15 protein-coding genes are annotated in these 15,431 nt (G+C 71.4%); 5 read left to right on the top strand and 10 right to left on the bottom strand.

What is annotated here, in order from left to right; translation table 11 throughout:
- Nucleotides 1-39 precede the first annotated feature (39 nt).
- Both AS97_RS02165 and AS97_RS02160 read left to right on the top strand, forming a co-directional pair.
- A complete protein-coding gene (locus AS97_RS02165) occupies nt 40-1,050 on the top strand; it encodes a methyltransferase (protein WP_210564239.1) in 1,011 nt (336 codons plus the stop codon).
- Nucleotides 1,051-1,057: 7 nt separating this feature from the next.
- The gene (locus AS97_RS02160; protein WP_349017577.1) at nt 1,058-1,768 is read left to right on the top strand and encodes an MFS transporter; all 711 of its coding nucleotides are present in this window, start codon (nt 1,058-1,060) and stop codon (nt 1,766-1,768) included.
- Here the strand turns inward: AS97_RS02160 and AS97_RS02155 are convergent.
- The 4 genes from AS97_RS02155 to AS97_RS02140 all read right to left on the bottom strand — a co-directional run bounded on the left by AS97_RS02155 (nt 1,765) and on the right by AS97_RS02140 (nt 5,700).
- Nucleotides 1,765-2,583, bottom strand: coding sequence for a class I SAM-dependent methyltransferase (locus AS97_RS02155; RefSeq protein WP_059146391.1), 819 nt, complete (start codon nt 2,581-2,583; stop codon nt 1,765-1,767). The genes AS97_RS02160 and AS97_RS02155 overlap by 4 nt on opposite strands.
- Before the next feature lie 159 nt (nt 2,584-2,742).
- Nucleotides 2,743-3,954, bottom strand: coding sequence for a globin domain-containing protein (locus AS97_RS02150; RefSeq protein ID WP_059146390.1), 1,212 nt, complete (start codon nt 3,952-3,954; stop codon nt 2,743-2,745).
- A gap of 124 nt (nt 3,955-4,078) precedes the next feature.
- Nucleotides 4,079-4,528, bottom strand: a complete 450-nt coding sequence (locus AS97_RS02145) for an Rrf2 family transcriptional regulator (RefSeq protein ID WP_059146389.1) — start codon at nt 4,526-4,528, stop codon at nt 4,079-4,081.
- Between the two features lie 92 nt (nt 4,529-4,620).
- Nucleotides 4,621-5,700, bottom strand: a complete 1,080-nt coding sequence (locus tag AS97_RS02140; protein ID WP_247204756.1) for an AI-2E family transporter — start codon at nt 5,698-5,700, stop codon at nt 4,621-4,623.
- 338 nt (nt 5,701-6,038) lie between these two features.
- On the opposite strand from AS97_RS02140, the gene AS97_RS02135 reads away from it, so the two are divergent.
- Both AS97_RS02135 and AS97_RS02130 read left to right on the top strand, forming a co-directional pair.
- Nucleotides 6,039-7,259 carry a cysteine desulfurase-like protein gene (locus tag AS97_RS02135; protein WP_125760204.1) on the top strand — a complete coding sequence of 407 codons (1,221 nt, stop codon included), beginning with the start codon at nt 6,039-6,041 and terminating at the stop codon, nt 7,257-7,259.
- Between the two features lie 312 nt (nt 7,260-7,571).
- Nucleotides 7,572-8,723: an acyltransferase gene (locus AS97_RS02130; RefSeq protein WP_210564237.1), complete on the top strand. Its 1,152-nt coding sequence runs from the start codon at nt 7,572-7,574 to the stop codon at nt 8,721-8,723.
- A 71-nt stretch (nt 8,724-8,794) separates the two neighbouring features.
- Here AS97_RS02130 and AS97_RS02125 read toward each other — a convergent pair whose 3' ends face one another.
- The 3 genes from AS97_RS02125 to AS97_RS02115 form a co-directional block, all read right to left on the bottom strand.
- Nucleotides 8,795-9,889 carry a winged helix DNA-binding domain-containing protein gene (locus AS97_RS02125; protein WP_210564236.1) on the bottom strand — a complete coding sequence of 365 codons (1,095 nt, stop codon included), beginning with the start codon at nt 9,887-9,889 and terminating at the stop codon, nt 8,795-8,797.
- Nucleotides 9,886-10,926 carry an aldo/keto reductase gene (locus tag AS97_RS02120; protein WP_210564235.1) on the bottom strand — a complete coding sequence of 347 codons (1,041 nt, stop codon included), beginning with the start codon at nt 10,924-10,926 and terminating at the stop codon, nt 9,886-9,888. The genes AS97_RS02125 and AS97_RS02120 overlap by 4 nt, the downstream gene beginning before the upstream one ends.
- Nucleotides 10,927-11,023: 97 nt before the next feature.
- On the bottom strand, nt 11,024-11,599 hold the full coding sequence (locus AS97_RS02115) for a DinB family protein (protein WP_059146385.1): 576 nt from the start codon (nt 11,597-11,599) through the stop codon (nt 11,024-11,026).
- Nucleotides 11,600-11,698: 99 nt separating this feature from the next.
- On the opposite strand from AS97_RS02115, the gene AS97_RS02110 reads away from it, so the two are divergent.
- Nucleotides 11,699-12,730 carry a WYL domain-containing protein gene (locus tag AS97_RS02110; RefSeq protein ID WP_185930086.1) on the top strand — a complete coding sequence of 344 codons (1,032 nt, stop codon included), beginning with the start codon at nt 11,699-11,701 and terminating at the stop codon, nt 12,728-12,730.
- A gap of 63 nt (nt 12,731-12,793) precedes the next feature.
- On the opposite strand, the gene AS97_RS02105 is transcribed toward AS97_RS02110, so the two are convergent.
- The 3 genes from AS97_RS02105 to otnI are packed head-to-tail and all read right to left on the bottom strand — an operon-like array spanning nt 12,794 to nt 15,397.
- On the bottom strand, nt 12,794-13,549 hold the full coding sequence (locus AS97_RS02105; RefSeq protein ID WP_059146383.1) for a FadR/GntR family transcriptional regulator: 756 nt from the start codon (nt 13,547-13,549) through the stop codon (nt 12,794-12,796).
- Between the two features lie 40 nt (nt 13,550-13,589).
- Entirely contained in the window at nt 13,590-14,606 is a 1,017-nt protein-coding gene (gene denD, locus AS97_RS02100; protein ID WP_125760207.1) for a D-erythronate dehydrogenase, read from the bottom strand.
- Complete coding sequence (gene otnI / locus AS97_RS02095; RefSeq protein ID WP_210564234.1) at nt 14,603-15,397, bottom strand: 2-oxo-tetronate isomerase; 795 nt, start codon at nt 15,395-15,397, stop codon at nt 14,603-14,605. The genes denD and otnI overlap by 4 nt, the downstream gene beginning before the upstream one ends.
- Nucleotides 15,398-15,431: the final 34 nt, after the last annotated feature.

Below are 15,431 nucleotides of genomic sequence, written 5' to 3'. Positions count from 1 at the left end.
GGTGAGACCGCACATCCGGGGAAACAGTGAGGTAGCCCAATGCGGCACGAGATCAGCCCCGAGCCCATACTTCAGGTCGGGCTCGGTTTCATGGCGTCGAAGGCACTGCTCACCGCGGTGGAACTGGATCTCTTCTCCCAGCTCGCGGAGGGCCCCCGCACGGGGGGTGACCTGGCCGGGGCCCTCGGGCTGCATCCGCGTGGCGCCGCCGACTTCCTCGACGCGCTGGTCGCCCTCGGATTCCTGGAGCGTTCCGGGGGCGTGTACCGCAACAGCCCGTCCGCCGACACCTTTCTCGACCGTAAGAAGGCCACCTATGTCGGCGGCATCCTGGAGATGGCCAACAGCCGGCTGTATCCCTTCTGGGGGTCGCTCACCGAGGCCCTGAGAACCGGCGAACCGCAGAACGAGCACAAGCACGGCGGCGACGTGTTCGACGCCATCTACCGGGACCAGGAGGGCCTCGAGGGATTCCTGCACGGAATGACCGGGCTCAGCATGGGCAAGGCGCTGGTGATAGCCGAGCGGTTCCCCTGGGCCGGCTACCGGACGGTGCTGGACGTCGGGGGAGCGGTGGGCTGCCTTCCGGTGGCGGTGGCCCAGCGTCACCCGCACATGACCGGCGGCGTCTTCGAGCTGCCCCGGGTGCGGCCCGTCTTCGCGAAGTACGTGGCGTCCTTCGGACTGGAGGACCGGCTCACCTTCCACGCGGGCGACTTCTTCACCGACGACCTGCCCGGGGCCGATGTCATCGTGCTGGGCCAGATCCTGCACGGGTGGGGCCTGGAGGAGAAGCGGCTGCTGCTGAAGAAGGCGTACGACGCACTGCCGGACGGGGGAGCGGTCCTCGTCTACGACGCCATCATCGACGACGGCCGCAAGGAGAACACCTTCGGTCTGCTGGCGAGCCTGAACATGCTCATCGAGACCCGGTCCGGCTTCGAGTACACGGCCGCCGACGGCCGCGCCTGGATGACGGAGGCGGGATTCCGCAGTAGCCGGATCGAACCGCTGACGGACGGCTACTCCATGCTGGTGGGCATCAAATAGCGATCACATGGCCGTCCGGCCCTCATCGGGTGATCAGACCTTCCTTGCGTCCGTCACCGGGATGGCCCTCCTCGTGCCCACTGCTGTGCAACATATGCACACCTGGTGTGCGGTCCGCTCACCAGGAGGTCGGCTGAGCCGAAACACCTTGGCAGGGCACCTGCCGTGCGAAGGAGCACGCGCGCCCGCCTACCCCCACCAGGAACTCGGGCCGCCGGACAACGTGGCCGTCATCGCCATCACCGTCGCCTCCGCCGTCTCCATCTTCGGCGTGCCGTCCTGTGGCCGGCTGTGCGACCGGCTCGGCCGGCGCCCGCTGATCACCGCCGGCGGTCTGGCCATCGCCGTGTTCGCCGGACCGTTCTGGCTCTTGGCGGGCACGAAGGCGACGCCACTGATCGTGATGGCCGTGATCCTCGGGTTCGCCGGCATGCTCAATTCGATGATCTTCGGCCCGGCGGGCTCGTTCTTCTCCGAGCTGCTGCCCGCCGAAGTCCGCTGCACCGGCCTGGACCTGGCCCGCGAAACCACCGCCGTCCTCTTTTCCGGCACGGCGCCGTTCATCGCCACCCTGCTGTGCACGCGGGTGGCGGAAGCCCAGGGCTGCTCCAGCCGGGTGGCGCGACAAGATCGCAAAACCGGACCGGAGTGCGAGCGGCCAGAAAGCCCCTTGCCCGGTGCCGGGTGCCGGGCAAGGGCTCTCGCAGCGGTCCGCTAGAAGCGGTAGCGCAGGATCCGGCCCACATCCCGGAAGCCGGGCAGATGGGCCATCACCCGCATGCTCATCCGGCCGGAGGTGGGCATCTTCTCCACCCCCGGCATGTCCACGCTGCGCACCGCGTCCAGACAGGTCAGCCCCGGGTGCCAGGCCTCGACCTCATGGGGGTCGTCCAGACCCCAGTGGAGTGTGGCGCCCGCGTTGCGCACCGCGGGGACCATCTTCTGGAGCCGGATGCCCAGCGGCCCGTAGACGTCGAAGAGCAGCTGGCCGCTGGGGAACCGCTCGGTGATCCGCTGGATCAGCCGCTTGCCGTCCTCCTTGCGCAGATACATCGTCAGCCCCTCGGCGACGACCACGGTGGGCCGGTCGTCGGGGACCTCGCGCAGCCACGCCTCATCGGTCACCGAGGTGCCGACCATCTCGTAGTTCCCCGACGGCTCGGGAAGCAGCCTCCGGCGCAGATCGATCACCTCGGGGTAGTCGATGTCGAGCCAGCGCACCGACGAGGGCGGGTCGAGGCGCTGCACCCGGGTGTCGAGACCGCAGGCGAGATGGAGCACGGTCGCCTTCTGATGCTCGGCCAGGAACTCCATGGCCCAGTCGTCGAGCTGTTTGGCCCGCAGGGCGATGCCGACGGCCGTCGTGTCCGTCATCCCCGTTTTGCCGAAGTCGTAGGCCACACGCTCCACCGCCTCGCGGGCCGCGTGGTCGTGCAGGATGGAGTCCGGTGAACGGCTGTCGACCGCCCTGCCGTACAGCGTGGCGAGCAAGGTCTCCTGAGCGCCGCTGAGAGTGATCTTTTCGCGATCCATGGTTCCTCGTCGATGTGGGGGTACCGGACGGAACATTCCGCATGGTTGCGTACGGAACGGACAGAACCCGTGTCCGTACGGTCCCACGTTCCCCGGGGTGAAAGCGACCGTCCCCTGGGCCATTCGAGTTCATCCGGCCAACATCATGCGGGGCGGGCGTCAGTGCCCCTCGCCGTCGCCCCGTGGCAGCCACAGATCGGGTCCAAAGACCTCGTAGTGGATCGCGGAGGGGTGTACACCGCGCTCCAGCAGCTGGGTCCGCACCGTTCGCATGAAGGGCAGCGGCCCGCACAGATACGCCTGGACGCCGTCCGGGATCCCGATCCCGGACAGGTCGACATGGCCGGTGCGCTCGGCCGGCCAGTCGCCCTCGGGCCGCTCGTACCAGACGTGGGCGGTGCCCTGTGCCAGCTTGGTGACCAGCCGCTCCTGGTCGGCGCGCAGGGCGTGGTCGGCGGGGGAGCGGTCGGCGTGGACGGCGATGACCGGGGCCTGATGGCCTCCGGCCGCCAGCTCCTCCAGCATGGCCACGATCGGGGTGCAGCCGATTCCCGCGGAGGCGAGCAGCAGTGGCGTGTCCGTGGCGTCGAGCACGATGTCGCCGTAGGGTGCGGAGACGGTGAGCGCATCGCCCTCGTGGACGTGGTCGTGCAGATGGCCGGAGACCTCACCGGCCGGGTCCTCGCCGGCGTCCACGCGCTTGACGGAGAAGGTGCGCACCGTGGCGTCGGGGGCGTTGGTCAGGCTGTACTGGCGGATCTGCCGCGCACCGTCGGCCAGTTCCACCTGCACCGAGACGTACTGGCCCGCTCGGAACGCCGGGGCGGGGCGGCCGTCCGCCGGTCGTATCCGGAAGGTGACCACATCCGCCGTCTCCCGGGTCCGCTCGATCACCTCCCACTGCCGCCAGGTCCCCCCGGCCAGCACTCCCTGCTCCGCGTACAGCCGCCGCTCGGTCTCGATGAGGGAGTTGGCCATCAGCCAGTAGACCTCGTCCCAGGCGGCGACCACCTCCTCGGTGGCCGCGTCGCCGAGCACCTCCGCGATGGCGGCGGACAGATGACGGTGGACCACCGGATACTGTGCGGCGCTCACCCCGAGCGAGGCGTGCTTGTGGGCGATCCGGCTCAGCAGGGCGTCGGGGCGGACGCCGGGCCGCTCCACGAGGGCGGTGGCGAACGCGGCGATCGCGCCCGCGAGAGCCTGCCGTTGCGTGCCCGCGGCCTGGTGGGCCCGGTTGAACAGATTCCGCAGCAGTTCGGGGTGGGCCGCGAAGAGCCTCCGGTAGAACAGGTCGGCGATGGTGCCGATGGCCTGACCGACGGCGGGAAGCGTGGCGCGGACGGTCTCGGCGGACTTCTGGGAGAGCATGAGCGGGCCTAACTGGTATCTCAGATTCGTATTCTGTGGCGTGAGTGAAGCAGGCATGGCGACCTCCGTGGCATCACGGCTCAGGGGGACGGGGCCCGGGGTGCGCACCCTGGACGGGGCGGCCTCACGGGGACCCACCCGGTGCGCGCCCGACCAGCCCCAGCAGCACCGGGCCGGTCGGGGACGCCACCAGATCGTCCACCGTCAGGGGATCGAGCGAGGTGAGGAACGCCTCCTGTGCCCGGCGCAGCGCCATGCGCAGCCGGCACCCCTGCCGCAGTGGACACGGCACATCCCCCTCGCAGTCGACGACATCGCCGACCCCTTCGAACTCCCGGACCAGCTGGCCGACCGAGGCGGTGCGCCCGGTCGCGGTGAGCGCCAGCCCACCGCCCCGACCGCGCCGTGTCTCGATCAGGCCCAGGTGCTGCAGCCGGGCCGCCACCTTGGCCAGGTGGCTGTAGGGCACCTGCATCTCCCCGGCGACCTGCCGGGCAGTGCAGGGCTCGGCTCCGGTGACCGCCAGCCGCATGATCGTGCGGAGTGCCAGGTCCGTTGACTTCGTCAGCCGCATGGCGCCATATTAGCTGAATGCGAATCTCAGATGCCATTTAGGTGGGTGCGTTCACGGTCGCCTGCGCGTGGGGTGTTTCGGCCCCGCGCAGGTCAGACCTCGTCGGGCGGTCGGCGGCGCAGCGCCCGCGTCACCGACCAGGCGACGGACACCATGGGCACCGCCACGACCGCCCCGATCACCCCCGCGACGATGCTTCCGGCGATGACCGAAATCGCCACCACCACCGGATGGAGCCGTACCGCCCAGCTCATCACCAGCGGATGCAGTACATGGCCCTCGAACTGACCGACGGCCACGATCAGCAGCAGCACCGCGGCCGCGATGGCCGGACCCCGCCCGGCCAGAGCCACCACCGTCGCCACCGCCAGCGCGATCGGCGAGCCGATCAGCGGAACGAACGTCGCGAAGAACACCAGCAGGGTCAGCGGCAGGGCCAGTGGCACCCGTAGCAGGGACAGGACGATACCGACCAGGGCCGCGTTGGAGGCCGCCACGACGATGATGCCCCGGGTGTATCCGGCGAAGGTGGTCCACGCCGCCCGCGCCGCCCGGTCCCACGGAGACCGGGCGCGCTCGGGGAGCTGGCCCCGGAACCACCGCCACATCCGGTCCCCGGAATGGATGAAGAAGACCGAACAGAACAGGGCCAGGAACAGTGCCGTGCCCGCCTCCACGACCCGCCCCGCGCTGCTGAGCGCCCTGCTGATCAGCGTCGCGCGATGCCGCGAGGCAAATGCGGTGACCTTGTCGTGGGTCCCCGACAGCACGCCGCGCCGGACATGGAACGGTGGCCCCTCCAGCCACCGCTCGATCCGGCCGATCCCGCCGCGCAGCTCACCCACGAGCCGGCCCGCCTCCGCGGCCGCCGCGTTCCCCACCAGCGCCAGCAGCCCCATCACCACGAACAGCGTGCCGAACACCGCCAGCGCCACCGCCAGCGGTCTCGGAAGCACCCGCGCCAGCAGATCGGCCAGCGGCCGCAGCAAGGCGGTGGCCACCAGCGCGAGAAACACCGCGACCGCGACGAACTCGAACTGCCCCAGCACTGAGAACGCCAGATAGACGGCCACCCCGATGACCATCAGACGCCATGTGTAGGCGGTGGCCAGACGCAGCCCGGGATGGACCCGCCCGCCCTCGTCCCCCGCCCGGCGCACAGCCGCCGCCAGGGTCGCGGAGCCGGAGCGGCGGGCGCGCGCCACCGCCCGCGAGGCACGCCCCGCAGAGCCGCCGGTCACACCACGCCGAGCGCGTCTGCCCCGCCCTTTCGGTCGCTCGGGCGGGGGAGGAGCCTCGCTGCTCACGTCGGCGCCACCGCCTTCCGCGTCCCGGTCCCGCACGGCGGAAGAGGAGGGTGATTCATCCCCATACGTACAGATTCAATCAGGGTGGCTGTCCGGGCGCCGGAACACCTCTCCCCGGCGCGGCGGCCCCACCCCGCCCCCTGCCGTTCCGCACCGGTGCCTGCATAAGATCGCCCTGGTCACCCCTCGGCAAGGAGTCGCTCGTGGCATACGACATCAGCGCCATCCGCGCACAGTTCCCCGCACTGAAGGCCGGATCGGCCCACTTCGACGGCCCCGGGGGCACCCAGACCCCCTTCCCCGTCATCGAGGCCATCACCGACGCGCTGGCCAACCCGCTGGCCAACCGAGGCCGGCTCACCGCGGGGGAGCGCAACTCCGAGGCCCTCGTCCAGTCGGCCCGGCAGGCCATGGCCGATCTGCTCGGCGCCGACCCGGCCGGGGTCGTGTTCGGGCGCAGCGCCACCGCGCTCACCTACGACTTCTCCCGCACCCTCGCCAAGACCTGGTCACCGGGGGACGAGGTCGTGGTGTCCCGGCTGGACCACGACTCCAACATCCGCCCCTGGATCCAAGCCGCCGAAGCCGTCGGCGCCACCGTCCGCTGGGCCGACTTCGACCCCGCGACCGGCGAACTGACCCCCGACGACATCAGCGCCCAGCTCGGCGACCGCACCCGGCTGGTCGCGGTCACCGCCGCCTCCAACCTGATCGGCACCCGCCCGGCCATCCCGGAGATCTCCCGGCGGGTGCACGCGGCCGGGGCGCTGCTCTACGTCGACGGCGTGCACTACACCGCCCACGCCCATGTCGACATCCAGCAGCTCGGAGCGGACTTCTTCTGCTGCTCCCCCTATAAGTTCTTCGGCCCCCACCTCGGCGTCCTGGCCGGCCGGCCCGAACTCCTGGAGACCCTGACCCCGGACAAGCTGCTCCCCTCGACGAACGCCGTCCCCGAGCGCTTCGAATTCGGCACCCTGCCCTATGAGTTCCTCGCCGGCACCCGCGCCGCCGTCGACTTCCTCGCCACCCTGGCCCCCGGCGCCGAAGGCAGCCGAAGGCAGCGGCTGGCCTCGTCGTTCACGGCCCTCGAACAGTACGAGGCCACCCTTCGCCGGCGCATCGACGAGGGCCTGGCCGCCCTCGACCCGATCACCATCCACTCCCGCGCGGCGGACCGCACCCCGACCGTGCTGCTGACCATCGACGGCCGCGACACCACCGACGCCTACCGCCACCTCGCGAGCCGCGGCGTCGACGCCCCCTCCGGCTCCTTCTACGCGGTAGAGGCATCCCGCAGGCTGGGCCTGGGCGACACCGGCGGCCTGCGCATCGGCCTGGCCCCCTACAACAGCGCCGAGGACGTGGACCGCTTGCTGGAGGCGCTCGCGGACTTCCTGCGCACGCCGGGCCCACGCGGCTGAGTCACCCGGCGATCAGAGGCCGGTCGACGGATCGTGGCTATGAGCGCGCTTCGATGCGTGCACCAGATGACCTCATGTGCCCGGGCAAGCGGCTCGAATCCCTCGAACAGCGGATCACTCGGGTAGCCCGGTCCACCGTGAAGGACCGGCAAGGTCCTGCTGCGGGTGGTGGTGTTCGCCTGGATGTTCCCGTGGGGGCGGTATTGGGGCCGGGGCGGTGCGACGGGCAGGCTCGTGGGTGCTGTGCCTGCGTCGTTTGGGGAGGGGTCTCCTGTGGGCGGTGTGTTACCTCGTGGCGATCGGCTGCCGTCGTTGACGGGTCTTCGCTTTCTGCTGGCCGGGGTGGTGCTGGCGGGCCATGTGCTGACGCTGGGCAGATTCTTCGAGGACCAGGGGGTCTATGAGGCCGCCGATGCCTCGTCCATGGCGAGCGCGGCGGCGGTCTCCTCCTTCTTCCTCCTCAGTGGTTTCGTACTGGCGTGGAACGCGTCTCCGACCGACACCGCCCTCCGGTTCTGGCGCCGCCGACTGGTGAAGATCTTCCCCAACCATGTGGTGACCTGGACCCTGATGCTGGGCCTGCTCATGGTGACGGGCACCGCCGCCTTGCTTCCGGTACCGGATCCGGGGTTGGGGGAGGCGGTCCGGAATCTGCTGCTGGTGCACGCCTGGGTCCCGGACATGGCCGATTTCAGCAGTGTCAATCCGGTCACCTGGTCCATCTCGTGCGAGGCGTTCTTCTACCTCCTCTTCCCCCTGTTGATCCGGCCGGTGCATGCGCTACCGGCGCGGCTGCTCTGGCCGGTGATCGCCCTGGTGGCGGGGCTGGTGGTGACGATGCCGCTGGTGGCGATGGCCGTCACCGACGAGGCGGCGCCGGGGAGCTGGTCGCCGCTCTCGACGGAGCGGTGGTGGCTGATCTACTTCTTCCCGCCGGTACGGCTGCTGGAGTTCACCCTCGGGGTGGTGCTCGCCCGGGCGGTCCAGCTGGACCGCTGGCCGACGCTGCGGCTGCGCTGGCCGCTGCTCGCCCTGGCGGGAGTCTTCGCGGCGCGGCCGCAGTTGCCGGAGGAGTACGTATGGGGAGCGGCCACCTGTCTGCCGGTGGCCGCCCTGATCCCGGTCATCGCCACCCGTGATGTTCAGGGGCGCGGGAACTGGCTGGGGCGCCGGGGCCTGGTGGTGCTGGGTGAGGCGTCGTTCGCGCTGTACATGGTCCACTTCCCGGTGCTGTACGCGATCCGGGTGCGACTGGACCAGCGGACCTTCGACACGGTGACCGCCACGGCGCTGTCCCTCGTGGTGTCGGCGCTGTGTGTGGCGGTGTCGCTGCTGCTGTGGCGCGGTGTCGAGATGCCGATGATGCGCCATTTCGCCCGCCCCCGTGCCCGTTCCGCGCCGGCCGCGGACCCCGCGCCCGACGGCCGGACCGCATCCATGCCCCAGGAGGACCCCACTCCCTGACCGGGGGCGCGGGGCGTACTCGCACGCGGCGGGTGCACGGAACCGCTCAACCTGGAGACGCGGGGAACCGCTCAACCTGGAGGGACGCGCACGCGGTCGCTTTCGCCGTCGGAGAGGAACGACGCCACTTCCCGCCCCTCCTCGGCGACGGCGGTGCGGTCGGCTTGGGACAGGAGGCCCAGCGGGGTGACGACCACGGTGCCCGTGTCGACGCTCCAGGTCGCGGTCACTCGGCCGTCCACCAGCACCACGCGCTCCCCGGCGACCGAAAGACCCCGATGGGCGTCGTCGATGATCCGGCCGCGGTCGTGGTAGCCGAGGATCGCGTTGTCGAACGCGGGCAAGAAGCGCACCGGCGCGGGTGTGTCGGGGTCCGGACGTGGCGCGCCGGGGAGGTCCAACAGCTCGCGGCCGCGTTCATCGCGGAAGCTGACCAGTTCCTCCCGTATCCCGGACACCGCGGCCGGGAGTCCGGCGAGGCCGCACCAGGCGCGCAGATCGGCTGAGGCCGCGGGGCCGAAGGCGGCCAGATAGCGCCGTACCAGCGCCTGGCCGACGAGGTCGGCACCATCGGGGGAGGGCGGGTCCGGCTGTCGCCCCAGCCAGGAGGAGAGCAGGACGTTGCGCACTCCCGCTTTGGCGCGCCACAGCCCGCGGGGCGGCGTCTGCGCCACCGGGACAAGGGCGGCGATCAGCAGTTCGCCCAGTGCCCGCGGTGGCGGGGCGGGCCAGCGCGCGGCGAGCGCCCCCACCAGCTCGGCCATCGAGCGGGGCTCACCGTCGGCCATCACCGCCCGGCCCGCGGCGGCCAGTTCGTCGAGGTCTATCCCCTCGAGCTCGCGGCGGTAGGTCCCGAGCACCCGCTGGCGCAGCATGGTCTCGTGGCGGGCCCGCCAGGCCAGGATGTCCTCGGCCGTGAGCAAGTGGACGGTACGGCGCATGAGGTGGGTCCGTACCAGGCCGCGCGCGCTCAGCAGGTCCGAGAGGACGGCCGGGTCGAAGGCGCGCAGCCGCGACCAGAGCCCGATGAACGGCTCCTGCGGCTCCTGTGCCTGCATGCCGCACAGGTGCGCGACGGCGTCGAGGACCGGTACGTCGGCGCGATCGAGCAGCAGCTGGCGGGCGAGCGTGGCGCGGCCCAGCGCCCGGTTGCCGAGAACGGTCATCGTGTCACCGCGGCACGCTCGTCGGCCGATCGCCGCCGCAGTGCCCCGCGTTCGACGGCCGGCGGGGTGTAGGACACATCGAGCGGGCCGATGTCGGTTCCGGGTGCCACGATCTGGTCGATCCGGTCGAGGACGTCGTCGTCGAGGGTGACCGCGGCCCCGGCCAGGAGATCCTCCAGTTGCTCCATGGTGCGCGGCCCGATGATGGCCGAAGTGACGGCGGGGTGGGTGATGGCGAAGGCCATCGCCAGATGGGTCAGCGACAGACCGGCCTCCTCGGCCAGCGGGATGAGCCGCTCGACGGCGTCGAGTTTGCGCTCGTCGGTCAGATGCCGGGGCACCCAGTTCATCCGCGCGTTCCGCGCCGGGGGCCCGCCCTTGCGGTAGCGGCCGGTGAGCAGGCCCATCGCCAGCGGGCTCCACACGAGCGTGCCCATGCCGTACCGCTGGCAGACGGGCAGGATCTCGCGCTCGATGCCGCGGTTGAGGAGGGAGTACGTGGGCTGCTCGGTGCGGAAGCGCTGCAATCCGCGCCGCTCGGCGACCCACTGCGCTTCGACGATCTCCGAGGCAGGGAGGTTGGAGGCGCCGATCGCGCGCACCTTGCCGCTGCGCACCAGGTCGGTCAGGGCGGAGAGCGTCTCCTCGATGTCGGTGCGCGGGTCGGGATGGTGCATCTGGTAGAGGTCGATGTGATCGGTCCGCAGGCGGCGCAGCGAGTGCTCGACCTCGGCGGTGATCCAACGCCGGGAACTGCCGCCACGGTTGGGGTCCTCACCCATCGCGCCGTTGACCTTGGTGGCCAGCACGATGTCGTCGCGCCGGCCCTTCAGGGCCTTGCCCACGATCTCCTCGGACATCCCGTGGGGTCCGTACACATCGGCGGTGTCAACGAAGTTGATGCCCGAGTCCAGCGCCCGATGGATGATCCGGACACAGTCGTCGGGATCGGGGTTGCCCACCTGGCCGAACATCATCGTGCCCAGGCAGTAGGGGCTGACCTGAATACCGGTCCGCCCCAGCTCACGCGTCTTCACGGTCGCGCCGTTCCCTTCGGTTCCTTGGCTCTTGGGTTCCGGAACCGGGCCGGTGACGGCCGTCACCGGCCCGGTTCCGGGGGAGATCAGGCAGCGGTCAGCTGGACTTCTGCCCGTCGAGCGACTCGCGGATGATGTCCGCGTGCCCGGCGTGCTGGGCGGTCTCGGCGATGACGTGCATCAGCACCCGGCGCACGCTGTGTGCCGCTCCCGGCTCGTTCCAGGGCGCCTCCGGCAGCGGGTGTGCCGCCGACAGGTCGGGGACGGCGGTGATGATCTCCGCGCTCCGGGCGGCGACCTGCTCATAGCGCTGGAGGATTCCGGCCAGCGTCTCACCGGGCAGCATCTGGAAGTTGTTCTGGTTGTCGATCGCCCACTGCGGGATCTCACGTGCCGTACCGGCCGCGAGGTCGGCCCAGGTGACACCGTCGGGCAGGTCGTAGCGCAGCGCCGAAGGGCCTTCGAGGACGAAGCGCAGCCATCCTTCCTCGATGGCCGCGACGTGCTTGATCAGCCCGCCCAGGCACAGTGCGCTGGCCGTCGGGCGCTGGCCGGCCTGCTCGTCGCCGAGCCCGCGCACCGTGGCGGTCAGGGCGGATCGTGCGGCGGCTAGCTCGGCGAGCAGATCGGCCCGCTCGCCGTCGAGCGTGGTGGGGGGCGTGGTGGTGGTCACAGTGAGGGGGTCCTTCTGTCGTTCCCGTTGTCTGACAGGGACAACGGTCGCAGGGGTAGAGGACAGGGTGTGGCCGCTTCTCGGGGCAGAATGGATGTCATGCCGAAGACATCAGCGCGACTGCTGTCACTGCTCTCCCTGCTGCAGACACGCCGGGACTGGCCGGGGCAGCTGCTCGCCGAGCGGCTGGAGGTCAGCCCGCGCACCGTGCGCCGCGATGTCGACCGCCTGCGCGAGCTCGGCTATCCCATCGCGGCCATCAAGGGCCCCGACGGGGGCTACCGGCTCGGCGCCGGCATGGAACTGCCGCCGCTGCTGTTCGACGACGACCAGGCCGTGGCCCTCGCCGTGGCGCTGCAGACCGCCGCCGTCACCGGAGCGGGAATCGAGGAGGCGGCGGTGCGTGCGCTGGTAACCGTCCGGCAGGTCATGCCCGCACGGCTGCGCCATCGCGTCGACGCCCTCCAGGTCACCGCCGTCGACGGTCCGGGGACCCGGCCGAATCCGCAGGTCGCCCCGGGCGTTCTCATGACCCTCAGCGCGGCCGTCCGCGCCCGCGAAGTACTGCGCTTCGACTACGACCCCGTCTCCCCACCGGAAACCGCCGCCCGCGCCGATCCCGCCGCGACCGCGCCGCGCCGGGTGCAGCCGCACCACCTCGTCACCAGGGGCGGGCGCTGGTATCTCCTCGCCTGGGACCTCGACCGCGACGACTGGCGCACCTTCCGCGTCGACCGGATCACCCCGCGTACCCCCACAGGGCCCCGCTTCACCCCGCGCGAACTGCCCGGAGGGGACGTGGCCGCCTTCGTCGCCGGCAGATTCCAGGGGTCCGACGGCACCGGCGGCCGGCCCTGCCTCGGGGAGGTCGTCCTCGACCTCCCCGCCTCCGTCGTGTCCACCTACACCCGGGACGGAGTCGTGGAAGAACTCGGCCCGGACCGCTGCCGGCTGGTCCTGGGCGCGTGGTCATGGCCCGGACTGGCCGCCAGTATCGGCAGGTTCGACGCCGACATCGAGGTCATCGGGCCGGCTGAGCTCAAGGACGCCTTCGCCCACCTGGCCCGCCGCTACGCGAAGGCCGCGGCCGGCGGACCCACCGAGCCCACCACGCCACCGCCGGGCCGATGAGCGGCCCGCGCCGCACATTGGGTCTCGGCGAGTCGCCTCAGGGAGACGCCTCAGGAGCGCGTCTCAGGGAGCGGCGTCGAGATCCACCTCGAGCTTCTCGGCCTCGGTCCAGAACCCCTCGTCCGCGTCCTGCAGCCGGGACGCCGCATGCCTCAGGTGGAGCAGCGCCGCGTCGCGCGCCGCCTCGGCGTCGCGGGCCTCGATGGCGGCCAGGATGTCATGGTGCTCGTCCCGGACCGCTTCGAGGAAGTCACCGCGCCGCGCCTCGTTCGCGCGCGTGACGCGGATTCCGCTGCGCAGCACCTCGCCGAGGTAGCGCAGCGTCGAGAGCATCACCGGATTTCCGGTCGATTCGGCGATGGAGCGGTGGAAGGCGAGATCCTCGTCCACGCCATCGCCTCCGGCCGCCACCGCCGCGTCGATGGCCTCCAGGGCCTGACGCATCCGGGCGAGGCCGGCCGGAGTGGCCCGGGTGGCCGCGAGGTACGCCGCCTCGCCCTCGATGGGGCGGCGCACCTCCACGATCTGCCGCACCTTGGACTCGGTGTCCTCGGCGGTTTCGGCCTCCAGGTCGAGCGGCCGGGTGCGCCGCGGCATCACGAACACACCGAGCCCCTGCCGGGGTTCGACCAGGCCCGCGTTACGGAGCCGGGACACGGCCTCGCGTACGACGGTGCGGCTGACGCCCAGCTGCTTGACCAGCGCCACCTCGGTCGGGAGCTTGTCGCCCTCGGCCAGCCGCCCGGACTCGATCTCTTCCGAGAGTATCGCCGCGACCCGATCCGCGAGCCGCACGGGACCGCTCACCTTGGAGAACATGGTCTTCAGTTTATCGGCACCGTCCTGGTCGCCCCGGCCGCTAAGAGTGCGCACCGTCCACGACCGCCTCGGCGTGGTCTTCGAGGTAGTCGCGCACCACCGAGGCGAAGTCCGGGTCGGGTGCCAGCCCGAGGGCGGCGGCGCGCGCGTTGTCGAACGCGGCGGGCCACGAGCCCACGAGGGCCTCGACGCCGGGATCGGGCGCGGTCGTCACCAGGTCGGCGACGGCGTCCCCGGCCACCTGCCGCAGCGTGCTCAACATGTCGGCGACCGAGACCGTGAGCGCCGGAAGGTTGACCGGAACCCCGCCGTCGATCCGGCCCGGCCCGGCGCCGCGCTCGGCTTCCGCGACACGCAGGATGCCCTCGACGGTGCGCCGTGGCGAGGCCAGGGCCACCTTCAGCTCGGGGTGGACCGGGCAGATCGCCGGGAGGCCCGCGAGCGGCTCGCGGATGATGCCGGACAGGAAGCCGGAGGCGGCCGCGTTCGGCTTGCCCGGCCGTACCGACACGGTCATCAGGCGGGCGACGCGCCCGTCGAGGAAACCGCGGCGGGTGTAGTCCGCGATCAGCTGCTCGCAGACGAGTTTCTGGATCCCGTAGCTCGACCGCGGTGTGGGCAGGGTCGACTCGCTGACGACCGGTGGCAGCGGCAGCGCGGGGTCGGATCCGTAGACGGCGACGCTGCTGGAGAACACCACCCGCGGCGTCGGCCCCCCGGCCGCCGACTGCGCCCGCGCGGCCTCGAGCAGCGCACGCGTCGTGTCCACATTGGCGCTCATACCGAGGTCGAAGTCGGCCTCGCACTCGGCCGAGACCGCGGAGGCGAGGTGGATCAGCACGTCCACCCGCTCCGCGAACACCTCGTCGAGCCGGTCGACCAGGTCGCCCCGTACGACGTCCACGAGGGGGTCGGCCGCTGCCGAACCGGACGGCACGACACGGTCGGCGAGCACCAGCCGGTCGATCGGCACACCGCGGAACGTCCGTGTCCTGAGCAGTGCGGCGGCGACCCGCTGTCCCAGGAAGCCGAAGCCACCCGTGATGACGATCCTCATGCGTTCTCTCCTCGGTAGTCGTCTCGCCAGCCGAGCCCCTCGCTCGTGCCGGCGCGGGGGATGTACTCGCAGCCGATCCACCCGTCGAAGCCCAGCTCGTCGATGACGCCGAACAGATGGCGGATGTCGAGCTCGCCCCGGTCGGGCTCATGGCGATCGGGCACGCCCGCGATCTGCAGATGGCCGACCCGGCCGGTGGGCAGGTCGCGGCGCAGGGTCGTGGTGAGGTCGCCCTCGACGATCTGGCAGTGGTAGAGGTCGAGCTGCACCTTGAGGTTCGAGGCCCCCACCTCCCGTACCACGGTGTGCGCTTCGGCCTGCCGGCTCAGGAAGTACCCGGGCATATCGCGGCCGTTGATCGGCTCGATCAGGATGTCCACGCCCGCCGCGGCGGCTCGCTCCGCGGCCCGGGCGAGGTTGGCCAGGTAGGTGTCGCGGTGCTCGGCCGGGTCCTGTGCGGGCCCCACCAGCCCGGCCATCATGTGCACCCGTGGGCTGCCGAGCTCCGCCGCGTACTCCAGTGCCCGCTCGACCCCGGAGCGCAGCTCCGCCTCGCGGCCGGGCAGCGCCGCGAGCCCGCGCTCGCCGGACTCCCACGCGCCGGGAGGCGCGTTGAAGAGCACCTGCCTCAGACCGTGGTCGTCGAGCCGGCGGCGCAGCTCGGTGGCGTCGTACGGGTAGGGGAAGAGGTACTCGACGGCCTCGAAGCCGTCCGCCGACGCCGCGGCGAAGCGGTCGAGGAAGTCGTGTTCGGTGTACATCGTGGACAGGTTCGCGGCGAACCTCGGCATGCTGGCTCCTGCGTTCGGGCCGGGACCGTCCCGG

The sequence above is a fragment of the Streptomyces sp. AgN23 genome (assembly GCF_001598115.1).
GTDB lineage: Bacteria > Actinomycetota > Actinomycetes > Streptomycetales > Streptomycetaceae > Streptomyces > Streptomyces antimycoticus.
Note: the sequence above shows the minus strand (reverse complement) of the source record. Positions and strands in the feature narration are given on the sequence as shown.